Annotated in this window: 18 protein-coding genes and 5 pseudogenes; 12 read left to right on the plus strand and 11 right to left on the minus strand. The window is 57.1% G+C overall.

The window, feature by feature from the left end:
- The 6 genes and pseudogenes from ACFQL3_RS04855 to ACFQL3_RS04880 all read left to right on the plus strand — a co-directional run bounded on the left by ACFQL3_RS04855 (position 1) and on the right by ACFQL3_RS04880 (position 5,774).
- Positions 1-972 carry a glycosyltransferase family 4 protein gene (locus ACFQL3_RS04855; protein ID WP_377051914.1) on the plus strand — a complete coding sequence of 324 codons (972 nt, stop codon included), beginning with the start codon at positions 1-3 and terminating at the stop codon, positions 970-972.
- A complete protein-coding gene (locus tag ACFQL3_RS04860; RefSeq protein ID WP_377051916.1) occupies positions 969-2,360 on the plus strand; it encodes a sulfatase-like hydrolase/transferase in 1,392 nt (463 codons plus the stop codon). The genes ACFQL3_RS04855 and ACFQL3_RS04860 overlap by 4 nt, the downstream gene beginning before the upstream one ends.
- Entirely contained in the window at positions 2,357-3,787 is a 1,431-nt protein-coding gene (locus tag ACFQL3_RS04865; RefSeq protein WP_377051918.1) for an oligosaccharide flippase family protein, read from the plus strand. The genes ACFQL3_RS04860 and ACFQL3_RS04865 overlap by 4 nt, the downstream gene beginning before the upstream one ends.
- A 131-nt stretch (positions 3,788-3,918) precedes the next feature.
- Positions 3,919-4,431: pseudogene (locus tag ACFQL3_RS04870) on the plus strand (sugar phosphate nucleotidyltransferase); the annotation flags it as partial.
- 150 nt (positions 4,432-4,581) lie between these two features.
- A complete protein-coding gene (locus ACFQL3_RS04875; protein WP_377051920.1) occupies positions 4,582-5,319 on the plus strand; it encodes an MBL fold metallo-hydrolase in 738 nt (245 codons plus the stop codon).
- A 164-nt stretch (positions 5,320-5,483) separates the two neighbouring features.
- The gene (locus tag ACFQL3_RS04880) at positions 5,484-5,774 is read left to right on the plus strand and encodes a UPF0175 family protein (protein ID WP_377051922.1); all 291 of its coding nucleotides are present in this window, start codon (positions 5,484-5,486) and stop codon (positions 5,772-5,774) included.
- A 21-nt stretch (positions 5,775-5,795) separates the two neighbouring features.
- Here ACFQL3_RS04880 and ACFQL3_RS04885 read toward each other — a convergent pair whose 3' ends face one another.
- The 4 genes from ACFQL3_RS04885 to ACFQL3_RS04900 form a co-directional block, all read right to left on the minus strand.
- Complete coding sequence (locus ACFQL3_RS04885; RefSeq protein ID WP_377051924.1) at positions 5,796-6,254, minus strand: hypothetical protein; 459 nt, start codon at positions 6,252-6,254, stop codon at positions 5,796-5,798.
- A complete protein-coding gene (locus tag ACFQL3_RS04890) occupies positions 6,247-6,552 on the minus strand; it encodes a toxin-antitoxin system TumE family protein (RefSeq protein ID WP_377051926.1) in 306 nt (101 codons plus the stop codon). Before ACFQL3_RS04890 ends, ACFQL3_RS04885 begins: the two co-directional genes overlap by 8 nt.
- Before the next feature lie 211 nt (positions 6,553-6,763).
- Entirely contained in the window at positions 6,764-7,489 is a 726-nt protein-coding gene (locus ACFQL3_RS04895) for a sugar phosphate nucleotidyltransferase (protein WP_377051928.1), read from the minus strand.
- 80 nt (positions 7,490-7,569) lie between these two features.
- The gene (locus tag ACFQL3_RS04900) at positions 7,570-7,863 is read right to left on the minus strand and encodes a hypothetical protein (RefSeq protein WP_377051930.1); all 294 of its coding nucleotides are present in this window, start codon (positions 7,861-7,863) and stop codon (positions 7,570-7,572) included.
- Between the two features lie 106 nt (positions 7,864-7,969).
- On the opposite strand from ACFQL3_RS04900, the pseudogene ACFQL3_RS04905 reads away from it, so the two are divergent.
- Positions 7,970-8,181 (plus strand): annotated as a pseudogene (locus ACFQL3_RS04905) (UTP--glucose-1-phosphate uridylyltransferase); the annotation flags it as partial.
- Between the two features lie 523 nt (positions 8,182-8,704).
- Positions 8,705-9,259, plus strand: a complete 555-nt coding sequence (locus tag ACFQL3_RS04910) for a DUF7342 family protein (RefSeq protein WP_377051932.1) — start codon at positions 8,705-8,707, stop codon at positions 9,257-9,259.
- A 437-nt stretch (positions 9,260-9,696) separates the two neighbouring features.
- On the opposite strand, the gene ACFQL3_RS04915 is transcribed toward ACFQL3_RS04910, so the two are convergent.
- Positions 9,697-9,915: a hypothetical protein gene (locus tag ACFQL3_RS04915; protein WP_377051934.1), complete on the minus strand. Its 219-nt coding sequence runs from the start codon at positions 9,913-9,915 to the stop codon at positions 9,697-9,699.
- A gap of 548 nt (positions 9,916-10,463) precedes the next feature.
- Here ACFQL3_RS04915 and ACFQL3_RS04920 point away from each other — a divergent pair.
- Complete coding sequence (locus ACFQL3_RS04920; RefSeq protein WP_377051936.1) at positions 10,464-11,210, plus strand: nucleotidyltransferase domain-containing protein; 747 nt, start codon at positions 10,464-10,466, stop codon at positions 11,208-11,210.
- Positions 11,203-11,409: a hypothetical protein gene (locus ACFQL3_RS04925; protein WP_377051938.1), complete on the plus strand. Its 207-nt coding sequence runs from the start codon at positions 11,203-11,205 to the stop codon at positions 11,407-11,409. The genes ACFQL3_RS04920 and ACFQL3_RS04925 overlap by 8 nt, the downstream gene beginning before the upstream one ends.
- On the opposite strand, the gene ACFQL3_RS04930 is transcribed toward ACFQL3_RS04925, so the two are convergent.
- From ACFQL3_RS04930 to tnpA, 5 genes and pseudogenes are all read right to left on the minus strand, one after another.
- Complete coding sequence (locus ACFQL3_RS04930) at positions 11,406-11,825, minus strand: transcriptional regulator (RefSeq protein ID WP_377051942.1); 420 nt, start codon at positions 11,823-11,825, stop codon at positions 11,406-11,408. The two genes, ACFQL3_RS04925 and ACFQL3_RS04930, sit on opposite strands and share 4 nt — an antisense overlap.
- Before the next feature lie 34 nt (positions 11,826-11,859).
- Positions 11,860-12,165, minus strand: a pseudogene (locus tag ACFQL3_RS04935) (hypothetical protein).
- On the minus strand, positions 12,087-12,734 hold the full coding sequence (locus ACFQL3_RS04940; protein ID WP_377051944.1) for a nucleotidyltransferase family protein: 648 nt from the start codon (positions 12,732-12,734) through the stop codon (positions 12,087-12,089). The pseudogene ACFQL3_RS04935 and the gene ACFQL3_RS04940 overlap by 79 nt, the downstream one beginning before the upstream one ends.
- A gap of 502 nt (positions 12,735-13,236) precedes the next feature.
- Positions 13,237-14,478 carry an RNA-guided endonuclease InsQ/TnpB family protein gene (locus ACFQL3_RS04945; protein ID WP_377051946.1) on the minus strand — a complete coding sequence of 414 codons (1,242 nt, stop codon included), beginning with the start codon at positions 14,476-14,478 and terminating at the stop codon, positions 13,237-13,239.
- Positions 14,478-14,885: an IS200/IS605-like element ISHko3 family transposase gene (gene tnpA, locus ACFQL3_RS04950; RefSeq protein WP_377051948.1), complete on the minus strand. Its 408-nt coding sequence runs from the start codon at positions 14,883-14,885 to the stop codon at positions 14,478-14,480. Before tnpA ends, ACFQL3_RS04945 begins: the two co-directional genes overlap by 1 nt.
- A 168-nt stretch (positions 14,886-15,053) precedes the next feature.
- Here tnpA and ACFQL3_RS04955 point away from each other — a divergent pair.
- Positions 15,054-16,130 (plus strand): annotated as a pseudogene (locus tag ACFQL3_RS04955) (ATP-binding protein); the annotation flags it as partial.
- Between the two features lie 75 nt (positions 16,131-16,205).
- On the opposite strand, the gene ACFQL3_RS04960 reads toward ACFQL3_RS04955, so the two are convergent.
- The gene (locus ACFQL3_RS04960; protein WP_377057018.1) at positions 16,206-17,480 is read right to left on the minus strand and encodes an orc1/cdc6 family replication initiation protein; all 1,275 of its coding nucleotides are present in this window, start codon (positions 17,478-17,480) and stop codon (positions 16,206-16,208) included.
- Between the two features lie 950 nt (positions 17,481-18,430).
- Between ACFQL3_RS04960 and ACFQL3_RS04965 the strand changes: the two are divergent.
- Positions 18,431-18,598, plus strand: a pseudogene (locus ACFQL3_RS04965) (UTP--glucose-1-phosphate uridylyltransferase); the annotation flags it as partial.
- Positions 18,599-18,638: the final 40 nt, after the last annotated feature.

The following is an 18,638-nucleotide window of genomic DNA, read 5'->3' on the forward strand; positions in this document are numbered from 1 at the left end:
ATGCTCTATCAGGGCGCTAACCCACATCCAGCACACGAAACATTCGGTGACAGCATTGCTTGTGATTACCTTCACTTCGAACAGGGTATCTCACCCGATGCGAAGCCATCCGATCAAGGGTCGCTTACAAAACGCATCAAAACGGGCTTCGCAGCCAGAACGTACGATATTGTGATTGCAGAAGGCTCGGCACCGCTCCAAACCGCACTCGTCACAGGAACACTCTCACCGGCTACAACAACCATCTATCTCGGCGCTGACCGCACCTTCCAAACACTTCCCGACAGACACTCACACTACTTCTGGCAGGCGGTCAAACCACTTTCTTCTCAGGCGCTTGATGGGATTATTTCCGTCAGTAAGCTTGTCGCCTCCTGGACACACCCATACATCACCGCAGACACGCACATAGTCCGTCCACCAATCAGCGACGCAAAATACCCCGGGCTTCAGGAACTGCCGGTCAACAGTGATGGTGAACACCTCCTGTGTGTCGGCAGACCATCACCATCGAAGAGGTTCAGCGTCCTCACCGACATCCTCGATACCCGTCCAGATGCGACAGCAACAGTTCTTGGCGCCGGACATGACAGCATGGGATACGCTTCCCACGACAGAATTACCACCCCCGGTTTCGTGCCGATCGCGGACTTCGTTACACACTTCGAAAAAGCGGATCTGTTCTTGCAACCGTCTCTCGGAGATGCATTCCCTGTTGCTGTCCTCGAAGCGATGCTAGCCGGACTGCCCGTTGTTGTCACAGAAACCGTTGGCGTCAAAGAGATTCTTGCTCCCGAATTCATCTCCCCAGTCACTACAAAAGGGATCGTACACACTGTCGACACTCTCCTTGAGAAGAACCCCGACTCTCGGAATAACATTGGGCATGAAAACCGAAAGGCTGTCTCCGAGCTAACCGAAGAAAACCAAGCACGACACTTCAAAAACGCCGTTCGAAATATTGCACAATGACACGAAACGTTGCCCTCATCATCCTCGACACGGTCCGAAAAGATTATTTCGACAAACACGCCCCACGGCTAACGGCTCTCTCTGATGTCTCATTCAGTGAATGCCGCGCTGCATCGTCCTGGTCAACCCCGAGTCATGCAAGCATTATGACCGGTGAACTTCCATCGCAACACGGCGTTCATACACACAATAAATCGTTTACAACGATCGATCCGAACACCGCATTCACTGCCGAGCTCTCACACCACACGGCCTGTATTAGCGCGAACGCATTCGCCAGTACGGAATTCGGGTTCGATCAATTCTTCGACGACTTCATATCGGTTTCAACGGACAAATACTTCCCAGATGGGAAAAACATCAAATGGTGGATTCACAACCGTGAAGAGGAAGGGCTAGCCCGATTTCCTGCATTCTTCAAGATGGCTCTCTCCTCAAACAGTCCACTCCAAACGATCGGGAATGGACTTGTACTCAAAGCCAGGTCGCTGTTCGAACAAGCACCAATCCCGACCCCACTTACAGAAGGTGCAGGTCGGATGTGTGCTCACGCTCGAGAGGTCCCCGACGATGAACCATTCTTTTTGTTCATGAATTTCATGGACGCACACGGCCCACTGAAGAGCATTTCAGGCTTCGATAACAGCCTGCATGACGTCCCACATACCTGGACGTCCAACGATTTCGAGAACTGGGAAATGATACTCGCCGACGAAACCGATGAGTTGTTTCAAGAACATCTCCAACACTACCGAGAGCTCTATGCCACTGCAATCGACTATCTAGATCAGAAAGTCACACAGCTCGCCACTGACCTGCAAGAAAACACCGATGACGAAACCACGGTCATTGTGACTGCCGACCACGGTGAGAATCTCGGCTACGCCGAGGAAGATCGCTTATTCAACCACACGGCATCTCTCTCGGAAGCACTCCTACACGTTCCCTGTGAGATCATTAACGCTCCATCTTGGCTCGACGCAGAATATAACGAGGTATTCTCCCATCTTGATCTTGGCGAGCTCATAACAGCAATCGCTCGAGACACACCATTTTCAGAGATGCCCCACCGGTCACATGTCCCGGCAGAGGTAATCGGAGCTGGTGTCACCAATCCTCAGCTCAATGAAAAATACTGGGACCGGCTCATCAGGGCCGTCTACACCAATCCACAGACAAAATACGTCTGGGACTCACTCGGAGACAGTTTTGTACAACATAAAACGGATGATCACTGGGAAAAAGAGGACGCTCCGATTCCACCAGAGATCCTCGCTCAATTCGAGACCGACATTCAAGAGTACAAATCCACGGTAATGGACGACGAACAGCGGGTCGACCTGGACCCTGAGACTGAGAGTCGCCTTGAAGAGCTGGGCTATCTATGACCGAGGCTGGCGATGTTAACCACCGGTGGCAAGTCATTTCTGGCAGCATCGCCCAGGTCGCCCAACTCGGTATCGGATTCCTCACAACAGTCCTCATTGCACGTCTTCTCTCCGCGGAAGTGTTCGGGCTATACTTCTTTTTGATCGCAATAATCACCATTGCAGATGGCCCGATTGTTGGATTCTGTGCCTCTGCTCGAAAGCGATTTTCTGAAACAGATGCACCCCAGAGTGAACTGCTCGGAGCAGTCTTACTCACGATATTCGCCGCGACGCTTCTATATACTACTCTTTTTATTTTCCTTGCAGACTACCTTCCAGAGTCAAACACCCAGCATCTACCCGTGATGCTAGCAATTCTATTCCCGTTCTATGTCGGATCGAATATCTTCCTGTCGCTCATTTCAGCCACTGGCAAGTCCGGTATTGAAATGTGGCTTTCCACAGCACGAAACACCATTGAAAGGGCAATTCAAATAGCGCTCATTCTCGCTGGATTCAAAATCACCGGGCTCATTACAGGAGCAATCATCGCAGCTATGCTAGCCGGTTTGGCGGCACTCTATTATCTCAATATTCGACCGACGATCCCATCGCGAGCCACGCTTCGTTCAATGTGGGAATTCGCACGGTATAGTACATTTAATGGGATTGTGAACAAAGTGGCATCCGCTTTCGATAAGCTTCTCCTCGGGTTCGTCTTTGCAACAGGTGCGGTTGGGCTCTACGAGGTGTCGCTCAAGCTCGTAATACCCGCTCTGGTCATTACGTCATCAATCACTGCCGGTCTCATGCCCCGAATCAGCAACCTTGTCAGTAGAGGAGAAGACATCACCGAACACATTTCCCGCAATACCGCGTTCACATCTATCCTTGCGATTCCGGTCTTCTTCGGGGCCCTCGTGTTCGGCGAAACACTTGTTGTTACGGTCTTCAGCTCGAAGTACGCCGGTTCTGGTGGCTTTCTCATCTGGCTTGCGTTAGCCAACATCGGACAAACCCAAGCCTCCGTTCACTCTGCGATTGTCCGAGGACTTGACCTGCCCAGAACTGAACTCAAAATCTACGCCAGTACGACACTGCTCAACGTTGTTGCTGGAATTGCACTCCTGTATCTTCTTGGCCCGATCGGAGTTGCCGTCGCAACGGCGTTTACATTTTTCACTAGATGGGGGCTTCAAGCGGTTGTTGTTAGAGAGCATGCACCTCAAGCAACGCTTCTCCCACGTCCGTTTTTCTCCCAACTGTTCGCAGGTCTCTGCATGTACGGTGTACTACTGGCACTACTCACAATGGTGCCGTTACAAAGTTGGATTAACGTCGTTCTCCTTGTTGGAGCAGGTGCGATTATCTATTCAGGCACGCTCTTTGCAGCGTCACGGACAATCCGAACAACGATGTTTAACCTACTGGAAAGGCATTATTAACTGTCCAAGTGGTCGGCGACGTGGACCTGCTGCCAGACGTCGACGTCTGGATCAAGATCCACATTTCCAGGCACAATTTTGAGTTGTTGATATGAAGTGTATGTAGATCGTTGTGGATGGCTCACATACACCACCAGCGCGAACAGAATGGCCTCGGACATCCGCTACATACCGCCGAAGAGCATATCGACGACGTCAAGTTCATTCTCGGCGACAACATCTTCGAGGCCAATCTCGACGACGTCGTCCACCGGCAGCAGGAGTCTCGCGCCGACGCCGCCTTCCTCGTCGAGGAAGTCTCATAGGATGTGGCCTCCCGGTACGGTGTCTGTGACACGAACAGCTACGGCGAGATCACCGATGTCGTCGAGAAGCCCGACGACCCGCCGAGCAATCTCGTGATGACCGGCTTTTACACCTTTTCGCCGGCCATCTTCCACGCCTGCAAGCTCGTCCAGCCGTCGAACCGCGGCGAGTACGAGATCAGCGAGGCGATCGACCTGCTGATCCAGTCCGGCCGCACCATCGACGCGATCGGTCTGGACGGCTGGTGGATCGACGTCGGCTACCCCGAGGATCGCGATGAAGCCGAAGAGCGTCTCCAGGAGAAAGAAGAGAAAGCGGCACCTGCGGAAGCCGAATAGCGGATAGAGGATCTCCTTCAATCCCCTATCTCAATTGAGTAGTACCATCTCTGAGAGGACTCAGGTTCATCGAGTGGTACCGACAGAACGAGGCCCGATAAGATCCGCTCATCCGACAATCCTGAGTAGCCGGACCGAGATACAGTCCGTATGCGCGTAACTGTCCTCGGGACTGGTGCTGCTCAGACCACAGGCGAGCGCTACCAGACCGGGATCCTGCTCGAGGCTGGTGATCGATCGTTGCTCGTCGACGCGGGCAACGGCGTCTTCCAGCGACTGGCCCAGCTGTCGCGTCCAGCAGAGACCATCGACACGGTCCTGCTCACGCACCTCCATCTCGACCACGTTGCAGATCTGTCGTCGATCGTCAAGGCGCGCGTTCTGTCTGGCCGCCCGGAGTGCACGGTCGTCGGTCCGCCCGGAACCGAATCGACGCTTCGCCAGCTCCTTGCTGTCGACGAGCTCTGGGATCGAGCCACCCTCCACGTAACCGAAATCGAGCCGGGAACGCACACCGTTGCCGGCTTCGATGTCACTGCCGTCGAGACCGACCACTCCGCGTACTGTCTGGCGTATCGCTTCGGCGACCGGTTCGTCTTCAGTGGCGATACCGAAGCCAGCCACGCCGTTGCGCGCCTGGCCGACGGCTGTCAGGTGCTACTGCACGACTGCGCGTATCCTGATTCTCATCCTGATCCATCGAACCACGCCACACCCACCTCGCTGGGACGCACGCTGTCCGAAGCAGACGCCGACCTCGACCGGCTCTATCTCACTCACCTGTATCCAGCCGCCGCCGACGCCATCGACGAGCTACGCTCAACGGTCGACTCGTTCGTCGACGCCTCGGTTCAGGTCCCATCGGATACCGATGTGTTGCTGTCCTGATCACGATTATTAATAGCCTCCTCTGCCCGTTCGATATCCCCCGGCGTGTTCACGTTCACTCGCCAGCCGTCGAGTTCTACGGGGGAGAGTCACGAAGAGATCCCGATTGGACAGGTTCCGATCCAACCCAGTGTTTAATCGTATGTCGACCGTACTGTCAGTCGATGAGCGACCTGACCGATGACGTCGAGACGATTGCCTCCGTAGGGGGCTACGAGGACGCGGACGATGTTCTCGAAGACGCTCTCGGGGAACTCTTGCGCCGACGGCCGAACCTTCGACTTTCTCTTGCAATCGAAAAATACCGGCATGGCTCCGTGAGTCTGAACAGGGCCGCCGAACTCGCGGACGTCTCCACTGAAGCGTTCAAAGACGAGTTGGCAAGCCGTGGCATCCACCGAACGGCAGGATTTCTTGACGACGAGGACCGTGATGCCACTCTGAGATCACTCTGATGGCGTCGGTCGGCGCCGTCATCACGCCGGTGCGCGCTCCTCGCCAGGTTGCTCGCCGATAAGTTCGACATCAAGGTGGATCCGCTCATAGGGCAGGTACGGTCGCTTCGCCTGGCCGTCCTCGACGACGAACACCAGGCCGTAGTCGTCGAGCAGGGAGACGTCGTCGTGGACCGCCCGGTAGTCACGGTCGAGGGCCTCCGCGACCGCGGAGATGCTCTCGGCTGCTCCTTCGATCGCCATCAACGCACGCAGGAGTTCGATCCGGCGGTCGGTGAGGATCTTCCGCAGCTCCCCAACCGTGCGGAACGAGACGACCGCAGGCTGCTCCTCCCCCTCGCTGACCGCTTCGGCAGCGTCGAGCACGTCCTCACGCAACTCGTCGAACGACTCCACGGTGACGCGGAGCACGCTGGGATGCGGACGGTCGCGGGGATCGCTGTACTTGTCGGGCCAGCCGTCGTCGGTGGGGTCAGTCATTGTTCGTGTCCTCGATGTTGGTGAGGTGACCGACTTCCTGGAGGAAGCGGCTGATATGCGCGGTGATGTTCTGGAACTCGATCTCCGTGTCCTCGCCGAAGCCGACATGTCGGTGGTGCCAGCCGAGATCGTCATCGCCGTGCGCGTTATCGTAGCGCAGTATCTCCCCTTCTTCCGGGTGATAGTACTGGAATCGGTAGAACCACCCGCCCGGGTAGTCGTCGTCGGGGATGGCGAACATCTCCACACGGCCGCCGGGGACCGCGCGGTTCAGTTCGAGTGGGTGGTTGCCGGTCATCCTCTACCTACTATGACCTATGACCTCATAGGCAATAATTCTGGTGGGCACGCCGCCGCAATCACGCCGGGAGCATCCCCCCGTCGGCGGCGTTCAGAAGACAAGTTAGCCACCAGCGACACCCACCGAACGGCTGAATTTCTCGACGACGAAGACCGTGACCGGCTGCTTGATGACTTTGACGGATGATATAGAGCGGAACCCAAAGACTTCACTCGTGTGAGTAGTCACAACCAGATATCTTCGCTTCAGCGCGCTCGATATCGCCCGGCGTGTTCACGTTCACTCGCCAGCCGTCGAGTTCCACGGGGACGAACTCGTAGCCCGCCCGACAGAGGACGCCGACCGCGTCGCTGAGCTGGTACTCGCCCTCTGCACCCGGTTGGAGGAGGTCACACGCCTGAAAGATCGCCTCGGGGAGCACGTAACAGCCTGCGTTCGCGAGCGTCGATGGAGGCTCGTCCGCTTTCTCGGTCAGATCGACGACTCGTCCGTCAGCCAGTTCGACGACGCCGGTCGTTCGGGCCTCCCCGATAGAGACGGATTCGACGTATACCGCGCCGTCGGCGTCAGCCTCGAGATACGCGTCGAGAAGCTGTCCGGGTGGCCGACCGAATACGTTGTCGCCGTTGACGACCAGAAACGCCCCCTCCACGTGGTCACGCGCCTGCACCAGTGCGTGTGCCAGTCCCCGGCGTTGTTCCTGCCAGGCGTACGTGAGCGGGACCCCATCGAAGGCGTCACCGTAGTGATCGATGATCTGTTGACCCTCGTACCCGACGATCACGATGATCTCGTCGATCCCCAGCTCCACGAGGTGCTCGAAGCAGTGGGTGAGAATCGGCGTTCCGGCGACCTCTATCAACCCTTTCGGCGTCTCACTGGTGAGTGGGCGCAATCGCGTTCCCCTGCCAGCAGCCGGGACGACGGCGTGCATCGTATACGCTATTCTGTGACGCTCACGGAGAAACCTTCGGACGTCGTCGACTACTGGGTGAGGTGGGTCTGCTGGTGTGTTCACTCTTCGCGGAGTTGATCGAGTTCCTGTTCGACGGCGTTGTCGTCCAGTTCGACGGTAACTGCCGTTCCCTGGGACTCCGCTGTCGTTTCAGCCCCCGCGGAGCGGGCGAGTCGGTGATCGATCCGCCGACCAAGCATGTAGGTGAGCGCCCCCGCGGCCAGTGCGAGGACCCCGTACGTGACGAGTACTGCTTCCGTTCCGAAGTACACTGCCAGAAGCGGCCCCGCAAGCCAGGCGAACACACTCACGCTGACGAGGACACCGGCAGTAGCGCCGACGCTTCGACTCATATGCAACCGTCGACGTATGACATATTCAATGGAGGGCCCGGTAAGGAACACAGCAGATCAGGCCTCCAGTGCGCAATCTCGAACACGCCACAGCCTCTCGGCGTCGATCTCCTCTGCCTGCACGCTCGTCCAGCCGTCGACCCGCGGCAAGTACGAGATCAACGAGGCGCTCGGCCTGCTGATCCAGTCGGGCCACACGATCGATGCGATCGGCCTCGAGGGCTGGCGCATCGACGTTGGCTATCCAGAGGGGCGCGCGAAGCCGAAGAGCGTCTCCAAGAGAAAGAGGAGGTAGCAGCACCCGCAGAAGCCAAATAGCGGGTGGAAGACAGCTTATAGTAGCATCAAACCGTTGTAACGGCTCCCGACGTAACCCGACTATGAGCGATGCAGACGACATTGCCGAACTTGGCCATCACGCCCTCCGTACCGCACGGGTGGAGGGACTCCGCCGTCGGATGAACGACTTTATCGAGTCACACGGGCACGAGCAAGATCTCAAAGAACTCCGCACAGGTGTTGATTCGATGGGCGAGCTTGTCGATGACGGCCGAACTGAGCGGCTGAAATGCTGTTTTTCGACACTTCCGCACTGGTCAAGCGGGACGCAGAAACACAGACTGTTGATCAACTCATCGAAACGCGGGAGAAGACCATCAGTATGTTCCCCCACCGGTGGCTGGGCAGTCACGAGATTTCGGATCGGCGCTGACCTCATCCACATTCTGCTGTCCGTGCGTCGAGGGCTCGCCGTTGACGCCGAGGCCAACGACAGCACGGTAATACGAAATAGTTCTGAAGTATGCCAAATTAGTAGTCAATACCCACTCTAGAGTGACCCATGACCGATCAATCACGTGCATGGCCAGCAGAGATGGATGCCGCAGACCGGGTCAGGCATGTTGCGATGACCCGAACAACGCCACGAAACGCTGGCTGGATCGCTCAAGAGGCCGATGTCTCACGGGATACGGCCGTCAAATATCTCGATCGGATGGCGAATCAGGGCGATCTTTCGATCGTCGAAACAGCTGACGGCACGTGTTACAAGCCGGACGATGTTACACAGTTCCTTCATGAAGTTCGTACCCTCGCTGAAGAACAGTCCGTAGACGAACTCACCAATGAGTTGCGTGTAATCGGAGACGAAATCGACTCGTGGAAATCAGCGTACGCCGTCAACTCACTCGCGGAACTTCGCCAAAGCCTTGCACGTGATGAGCTGTCGCCGACCGATCGACGGGATCGCCTCGAGATCATCGAGGAATGGGAATACAACATTCAGATACGGGAAGCGATTCAGCTCGCCATCAGCCTGCAGAGTTCACTGACGAAGCTCGATGCGGATCCACGTACCGGAGAGAATGGTTTGGGGATGCTTCAACAGGAAAGCTAGCAAGCAGAGATGATCCTGTTTCTTGCTAGTGGCCGAGGATTCACGCGGCGTGAAGGACTGCGACGGATCAAAGAACGGCTCGAAATGGAGCCGGGGTTTTCTGACGTCCAGTATCAACCGTCCAGACTCCGCCCCCGGTCTGTTGTCGCTGATGTTGACACAATGATAGCGGAAGCCCACGACTTGAGTCCTGTCTCTTACCCATAAGTTCACGGGGTCACAAACAGACGTTTCAGACGCTGTCGACCCCAATCTGCAATCGGAAGATCGAGGTGAGGAGTGATCCGGGCGATAATCTCGGCGGTGGGTGGGTACTGAATGTGGTAAACGAGATTAGCAAAATCGTTCCATAGGAGTGTTACATCTGTAGATATCGAGGTTTCGATCGGATTTATTGACCTCGGCAGCGACTCGATTTGTGGGTAAGAGACAGGAGTTTACTCGTGGGAGGACGTCACACCGAGATGTTCTTCGGGGGTAGATTTCCCCGGAAACAGGCCACCTGTGAGGTCACCTGGCGTCCCCGTGCTGGCACGGATGTCCAGCGTGTGCAGTGGGTCGACGATGCGGTCAGTCTTGGCTGGCACAAAGATGACGATCACGAAGAGCTCGGCACTACTCACTTCCAGATCGAAGCTGCTGACGAACGAGTCCACGAGCCAGGACACCTCGAGGCAGAAGCTCCCCTGAGCTTTCTGGAGACCTGTCTGCAACGACTCCCTGCTAAGCTCGAGGCCACGATCAACGACTGAAGTGTGACACCGGTAGCTGGTGCGCTTGATGATCGGTTGCGTCTGTTACCAAGTTCGGGTACGAAAGCGGAACTGGCGGGTGGTCTCAGGTAAGGTATACGTCGAGCAACCAGGTGGCTGATTGTCGTATTGACATCCTCCTCCATATGAATGCGGAGGAGTCCCACGGCACCGCACCGCTGGATTGGGATATAATTCAATCCACATCCCCACCCGTCATTTCCGCTGTTCTGTGCTCGGAGCGGTGGTCGTGGGTGCCCCAAGTCATGAGGGTTAGCTCGGATCGACGAGTAGCGCGCGATATGGGGAGTGTCGGTTGTTCCATACGAGATGATCTCTACAGATAGCGGCGGCACTACTATATAAATTATAAATAGTAGCACGATCTATAACTACACATGCGCAGTAACAGTTCGACAAAGTTCGAACCATCGACACAGCGAGGATCATCGGTGGAACTAGCACTCCCGATCCGAGACACGGAACTTTTCAAACATACGGCCAGCCCGCATATCCTCAACTTTCTGTTCGACAATCCGGAGATCCATCTCCCAGCTCGTCAGCTCGCCAACGTCACACCGATGAGCGAGCGAGCAACTCTAGAAGCGATCAATACGCTCGAAGCGAACGATCTGGTTGAGACGTTTCGGGAGGGAAACGCTCGCCACGTGCGAATTAACAGAGCCAGACTTCACAAGCCGGACGATCCGATTTCGAGCGTTCCACAACTGGAGTTTCGGACTCCCCTACGCATCGCACGCCAGTATATCGAAGACGAGCTCGAAGAAGTTCTCGGAATTATCCTCTTCGGAAGTGTCTCTCGTGGCGAAGCCGATCGAAAATCAGACATCGACCTGTGGGTGCTCGTACGCGGCGATCACATGAAACGACGACATCAAGCGAATAAACTCGCAAACCATCTCGAACAACTGCAAATACCAGCTTCGATTGAGATATCGAGTGCGGATAGCGCTGATCTCGATTCCGACTGGGAGGCAATCAAAAATCAGCTCGAAAATCCGAGCCGATTACCACCGTCGGCCGAGCGCTATTCATTCGAGCTTATCGTAGAGACGCCGCAGTCGGTTCTGAATCAGCCCGATCGTATAGACGCCGAGGACCTATTCGGTGACGCCATTACACTGTGTTCCTCCGAAACACTCCAGCGGGTCAAACAGGAGCTACTGACAAATGAGTGATCCAACCTCCCTTCTGGATCAGATTGCTGCAGCGGAAGACGCCTTCGGGCATACACACGGACAGCCGACATTTGAGCCCGGGTTGAACGCTACCCCGGATGCGAATACCGGTGAGGTCCAGATCCAGAAGGCGTGTCGCCTTCTCGATGTGACGCGAATCATTGACGAAATCGGCGACTACTACAAAACAAGGGACTAGTCTGCGCTGGCAGGAGTGTTGTCTGGACCGACGTCGTCAAGAAGGGGGTAGTCGATGTGCATCTCGATTCTGTCGAATGGGACAACGGGCTGAATCGCTCCACTGGGCCCTCCCTCCTTGAGTTCGAGGATACCCAGTACTTCGAGGTGTTTCAGATCTGCATGGACATCCGAGACATCGCGGTCAACGAGTCGCGCAGCCTCACGCATGCTTGTAGGGTGCTCCTGAGCGATTGCCTGGATGAGATCAAGGCGCAGCGGGGTGAGGCTGTCGACAAGATCGTCATAGGTCCCAAACTGGAGGACTGCACGCTCATCTTGTTCATCTAGGTCGCCAGCCTCGACACGCTGAATGAACTGGAGCGTGTCCTCTCGGAGTTGTGCTCGGTCGCCGACGGTGATGTGAAGCGTGGTCATGGTTGGGTCTGTTAGATGTGGATTCTAGTTGTTGTCAGTAGGGACGGGGTGAGTTGCCACTAGCTGTGTCCCAGTACTCGTCAGCGCTGGCCCAGAACTCGACGATGAGTTCTTCCATGCCAGGAAACTCGACGTCTGCGTCGCCAGCAGCGGTGTGGAGTTCGTGGCCCTTGGTGTCCTCATGGGCATTGTCGTCTCAAAACGGCGAGCCGTTTTGACGAGTCGTCGACAATCTCCGATTTTCGAGATAGCGAATGAGCGTCAGATCCTGCAGCGTTCCCAGATGCAGTGTGTACTTCCAGCCGGACGGGTAGGTATCTGTATCGGTCGTTCGTCGGATGACGACGTTCTCGACAAGTCCGGCTTCGACGTGGGTGTAGCGATGCGTAAGGTCGTGGCCCATCCCTCGTCTGTTGGTTTATCGCCCAACATCATAACTGTGTTGGAGATTCGCCCAACAGTCACTCGGAGGATTCGTTTCTCGATCATAACAATTCCGTTAAAGATAGAGACGGATTCGACGTATACCACGCCGTCGACGTCCTCCTCGTGAAACGCGTCGAAAAGCCGTCGAGGTGACCTACTGAAGACGTTGTCGCCGTTGACGACCAGACACGCCCCCTCCACGTGGTCACGCGCCTGCACCAGTGCGTGTGCCAGTCCCCGGCGGTGTTCCTGCCAGGCGTACGTGAGCGAGATCCCACCGAAGGCATCACCGTAGTGGTCGATAATCTGTTGCCCCTCGTACCCGACGATCACGATGATCTCGTCGATCCCCAGCTCCACGAGGTGCTCGAAGCAATGGGTGAGAATCGGCGTTCCGGCGACCTCGACCAGTCCTTTCGGCGTCTCACTGGTGAGTGGGCGCAATCGCGTTCCCATGCCAGTAGTCGGGACGACGGCGTGCATCGTACGCAATACTCCGTGGCGCTCACGGAGAAACCTTCGGCCGTCGTCGACCATCTCGAAACTCGTGATCCTGAGGGTAACGGCCTGGGTGACCAGACTTCGGTCGCGGTTGTAACCAACAACGAACCCATCTTAACCAACAGAATCACTGGCTCTCTCACCGTGGTCCGAACAAGAGCTACGACCAACCCACACCGCCGCCGATCCAGACGTACCTTCCGAACACTCTCAAAGAGTGTTCCAGGGTCACACTTCGTGCGATCGTCAAGTACGTCGAGGCCCTGACTGAATAGCGCGAACGCGAGCAGCGCCTCGACAGACCGAATCGGGGCAGTGGCGAACGCCGCTCGCTACCGTTCACGCCTGCAAGTCAACCGCCTCGGGGTCAAGCCCCGTGGCATCCGCCTCGTACCGCCTGTGAATCGGGCAGTTCGGCAACTACATTTTCGAATTGAGCGAAAGAATTTTCCGAAGCTATGGTTCTCAAGTGAACTACCCTACCCTACTCGCTCACGGCTGACGCCGTTCGCTGCTTGAGGATAGGGCTTCCTGATTCCACGACGCGCTTTGCAGACACAGAGGTGTCCACAGGGAGCGCAGTCTCCACAGGCGTTCGTTCGGAGTGTCCCACTCCTACATCTTGTAGACCGCGAGAAAGGATGTTCCACGCCGCGTTCGCGTCCCTGTCCGCCTCAAACCCGCAGGCAGGACAGGAATGTTCACGGACCCACAGCGGCTTCTCCGTCGAGACGCCGCACGCCGCGCACTCTTTCGTCGTTCCTCTCGGGTTGACCGCCACGAAGTGCGTTCCTTCTCTTTCGCACTTGTATTCGAGCAACGAGAGGAACGTTCGCCACGCCGACGACGCCGTGTTGCGACTGTTCGACGGCGATTCGAGCATCCCCCTCACGTTCAAGTCTTCGACCGCCACGAGGTCGTACTCCCGAGCGTAGTACGCCGAGAGCTTGTGCAAGAAGTCGCGGCGCTTCCGTCGGAGGTCGGCGTGACACTCCGCGACCCGCCGCCGTTGCTTCTCCCAGTTGTTCGACCCGTGTTCCTTCCGCGAGAGCGACCGCTGTTCGCATTCCAGTCGCTCCCGTTCGGCAGAGAGGTCGAGCGACCCGACCGCCGCGCCATCGGTGTCGTGAGCGTACTTGCAAATCCCCACGTCGATACCGACGCACTTCTCGGGGTTCTCAGGCGGTTCGGGTGGTTCGCGGTCCATTTCGACGCCGAAGGTGGCGAACCACTCGCCCGTCGGTTCCTTCTTGACCGTGACCTGTTTGAGCTTCGCGTCGTCGGGGATGGCACGGTGGAGCCGGATGGGAATGTCACCGAGTTTCGAGAGCGACAGGACAGTCTGACCGCCCTTCTTGTCGAGCTTGAAGCCAGACTGGCTGTACGTGAAACTGCGGAACTCCCGCGGCGGCTTCCACTTGAGTTGGCCGACGCCGTAGCCCTTGTCCTTGAGTTTGGAGAGGCCTTTGAGGTTGTCGAACAGCCGTTCTACGACGGTTTGGAGCACCTTCGAGTACACGTCGGAGAGGTCGCCCCACCACTCCTTGAGGTCGGGGAGTTCCGACCGCAGGGTGGTCATGGACGGCAGTTCGCCGTGTTCGTCTTGGTACTCGTTGAGGCGGTAGAGTGTGTGGTTGTACAGTTGCCTACAAATGTCTCGGTGGCGGTCCAACTCCTCTCGGTGGGCGTCGGACGGTTTGAGGCGGTACTTGTAGGCGTAGTACATCAACTCTCCCGCTGGTCTTCGACGTACTGTTTCAGCACATCCAGCGACACCTGCCCCGTCGAGATGAGGCAGTAGGAGTCGTTCCAGAACGAGTCGCCCCACAGTTCGGTCTTCAGTTCGTCCGCGTACTCGTTACGGATACGTCGGGCGGTCGCGCCCTTGACCGTGTTGATGAACTTCACGAGGTCCGTGGTTGGTTTCGCACGGAACAGGATGTGAACGTGGTCGTCCTCTCCGTCAAGGTTCGTCAGCTCGACGCCGTAGTTGTCCGTGAACCCGCTGATGACCCCACGTATGAATTGGGTTCGCTCCTCGGTTAGCACTCCGCGCCGATACTTTGTGGTGAGTATCAGGTGGTAGTGCAGGGAGTACGTCGAATGCGCTCCCGAATCGAGGTCGTATTCCATTGGGTTCGTACTGTTATACAATATCCTAATGCAAAAACGTTGCGACTACGTGGGTCTGTGGGTCTGCAACCGTATCGCCGTATGAACAGGTGATGACGGCGCTGTATCCCCACCCTACTCCGCTCCCTTCGGTCGCTCCGGTGAGGGTGGGGGCTTAGCGCCTATATCCAGCTAATTGAACAGGACGAGAGCCTCCCGTCCGTGTTACAGGCCTTGTTCGACCACGAGTTCGATGAGTCGCAGACGACGTTCGTTCTCGTCGGGTCGTCGATTAGTATGATGGAGGAAGCGACGCTGCTTGGCGATAGCCCGCTGTACGGGCGGACATCCCTAACGCTCGACATCCGCGAACTCCCGTTCGACGCCGCGACGGAATTTCTCCCGGACGATGCGACAGCAGACGATGTCGTACGCGCCTGGAGTGTGTTTGGAGGAGTTCCCTACTATCTCGAGGAACTCGACGCCGACCGGTCGCTCGGCGAAAACATCCAGGAAACGGTGTTGACTCGTCACGGCTCGCTCCACAACGAACCGGAGCACGTCCTCCGCATGGAACTGACAGAGCCGACTCGCTACTTTTCGATCCTCGAAGCGATCGCTGGCGGAGCAACCGGCCGAAACGAAATTGCTGGCGTGACGGGCATCGACTACAACCAGTTATCGACGTACTTGGATCGCCTCTCGCGGCTTCGGCTCATCGAACGGCACGTACCGGTGACTGAGAGCGCCGAACGATCCAAGCGAAGCCAGTATCGGCTGCGTGATCCGCTCTTCCGATTCTGGTTCCGGTTCCTGTATGGAAGTGCTGATCGCTATGACCAGTTCGGCGACGGGGCCTATGAACGGCTCGTCGAACCAGAGCTGGCCGACTTCGTCGCGCCCGCCTTCGAGCAACTGTGTTGTGAGGCCCTGTGGACGCTGTACGACGAGACGCCGATCGTCGATGTCGGACAGTGGTGGTACCAAGACCACGAGATCGATGTCGTTGGACTCACCGACGAAGAAACGCTCGTCGTCGGCGAGTGCAAGTATCAGGACTCGCCACTCGATTACAGCGCACTGGCATCACTAGAGACGCACATCGAGGAACTCCGATGGCAGCCGTCAGGCGGCGGCACCCGAACCCTCGAATACGCGCTGTTCTCCCGGAGCGGGTTTACCGACAGCGTCACCGAAGCCGCCACCGAGCGTACTGACGTACGCCTCTACACGATCGATGACGTCGTCGCCGCGCTCGGAGCGTGAGTACAACGGTCCGACTTCGGCCGAGTACCAGGTCTCAGCGAACACATCGAACAGATCGATAGAGGTGTGTGTCGCCTATGTCTGCGAGCGTAACTGCGAACGAACGACGCTCTGGACGGACTTTTGGTCGACCATCTCGAGGCGGGAATCCTCGCGCAACGTGTCCAGACTCGTTTCGGGACGCTCGCCGAACTGGAACTCCAGAAACATCCCGGAACTTGGGCCGTGGCTGCGCCGTTCGACGTCGACGAGTGAGTACGTCGTCAGCTCCTTCATTTTGTTCACGTAGGTCTCTTGGTGGTACTGGTTCGCGTCGATTTGCTCGGTGAGGTATTCATACACCTGATACGCGGTCGTGCTCCGGGCGGTCCCGTCGCTGCTCTGTGCGGCGACCGCGGCCGTCGCGTACAGACAGAGCTTTTTTTGCGTGCTGATCCCGCGGACGACTTCGAGCACGCGGTTCTTCTCGACTTTCTCCTGTGCGGTACGGACGTGCTCCTCGCCAACGTAGCCGTCACCCTCGCGTTCGGCCAACTCGCCCGCAACCCGTACCAGATCGATCGCCTTCCGGGCGTCGCCATGCGTCTGTGCCGCAAACGCCGCGGCGAGCGGGATTACGTCATCCTCGATGACGCCATCATAGAACGCGTCCTGCCGACGCCGGAGAATCGCCTTGAGTTGGTTCGCATCGTAGTCGTCGAAGTGGACATCTTCGGGCGTGAAGGAGCTTAACGCCCGGGAGCCGACGGACTCCATCATACGCGTGTCGTTCGAGATCGCGACAATCGAGATCGCACAGTCAAGATCGTTGTCTGTCCCCGCTCGCGAGAGCTGGTAGAGCAACCGGGAGAACGCGGGTTCTTGCTTGTCGCGTCGCCCCACGAGCATATCTAACTCGTCGAGGACGAACACAGCGAGGTCCAATTGCTCGTCAAGGATCCGGAAGAGGTCGTCCCACTTCTCTTTCGTCGAGACGCCGTGCTTGGGTACTTGCACCTCGGCACCGGTCTCGGCGGCGGCCGTCTCGGCGAGCTCGTAGACGGCGATTCCCAGTGTATCCAGATCCTGGCACGTCACCTCGATCGTCCCGAACCGGATCTCTCGAGACTCACAGATCCGGCTGATGTTCTTACAGACCGCTTTCGTGATGAGCGACTTCCCGGTCCCACTCGGGCCGTAGAGAAAGAGGTTCGGCGGGCGGTTGTCCCCGAGTGCAACGCGAAGCATCTTCGTGACCTCCCGAAGTTGTTCGTCACGACCGACGATCCGGTCCTCCTCGACGACGAACGTCGGGTCCAACAGCGACCGGTCGCGGATCACGCCCTCCTGCTCGTCGAACTCCAGTATCATCTCCTCGATCGACTGCTCGCCTGACTCCGCTGGTCGGTCGTCTGGCGGCGGGTCTTCGGGCTGAGCGTTAACGTCCTCGGATGTCATACGTCGTGCCATACAGGCGAGGTATAAAAACCCAGCTATACCTCTATCGATATGTGATTACGCAGTACGGCCGCTATTTCGCGGATAATCGTGCATTTATCCCAAGTATCTCAACATATTATCCTCACGTCCGACGATGTGTTCTCACTGTTGATGTCGACCAGACACAGACACCCCTCTATCGATGTGTTCGATTTGTTTGAGGGGGAGGGGCCCCTAGCGGGTCACACCACCCGTGAAAGCCACGGAAACGTCGATATTACGCGTTTCCGCTGTTTAAGAACAAAATTTCGACCAGTCGTGGTCGTCTAGTCGTCTAGCGTTCTAGACTAGAGGCACAGACACACCTCTATCGAAGTGTTCGATGTGTTCCACAGACCGGGGGTAGGTTCCTCTCATCTAAAAATGCGGCTGTCCCGAGTAGATGTAGGTTTCGACCGTCTTGAGCACGAGTACAGCACCGTTCGAGTTCCTTTTGCATATTCACTGACTGTAGATCATCTATTTTACGCGCTATCGCGGCGGTTCTCTACAGATCGAACACATCGATAGAGGGGTGTGTCTACCGTACGAACGACTCGCAGAAACACATCGATAGAGGGGTGTGTCTACCGTACGAACGACTCGCAGAAACACATCGATAGAGGGGTGTGTTCATGTCGGTTGATTGTACCTCGACGACAGGCCCTGAACAGACAGAGATAACGAAGGACTGCACGTCAGGACGTGTAGCACTCAAACGCCAGTTCGACTACTCGTGTGACAAACGCCGGCATGAGGAGGACGGACCCTACAACCGGTTGCCAGGCCAATAGTAGAAACACGCCTCCGCGGGCGAGCGGTACGGGAAGAGTTGCTGTAACGAGATCAGCGAGGCGATCGACCCGCTGATCCAATCCGGCCTGACGATCGACGCCATCGGCCTAGACAACTGGCGCATCGACATCAGCTATCCCGAGGACTACGACGAAGCCAAAGAGCGACTCCAGGAGAAAGAGGAGGACGCGGCGAGTGCCGAAGCGGCCGAGTAGGGAACTCGGTCGGGACTCCGTCGGACTATGGTGACTCTAC

Origin of the sequence: Natronoarchaeum sp. GCM10025321, from assembly GCF_042663585.1 — an archaeon.
GTDB lineage: Archaea > Halobacteriota > Halobacteria > Halobacteriales > Natronoarchaeaceae > Natranaeroarchaeum.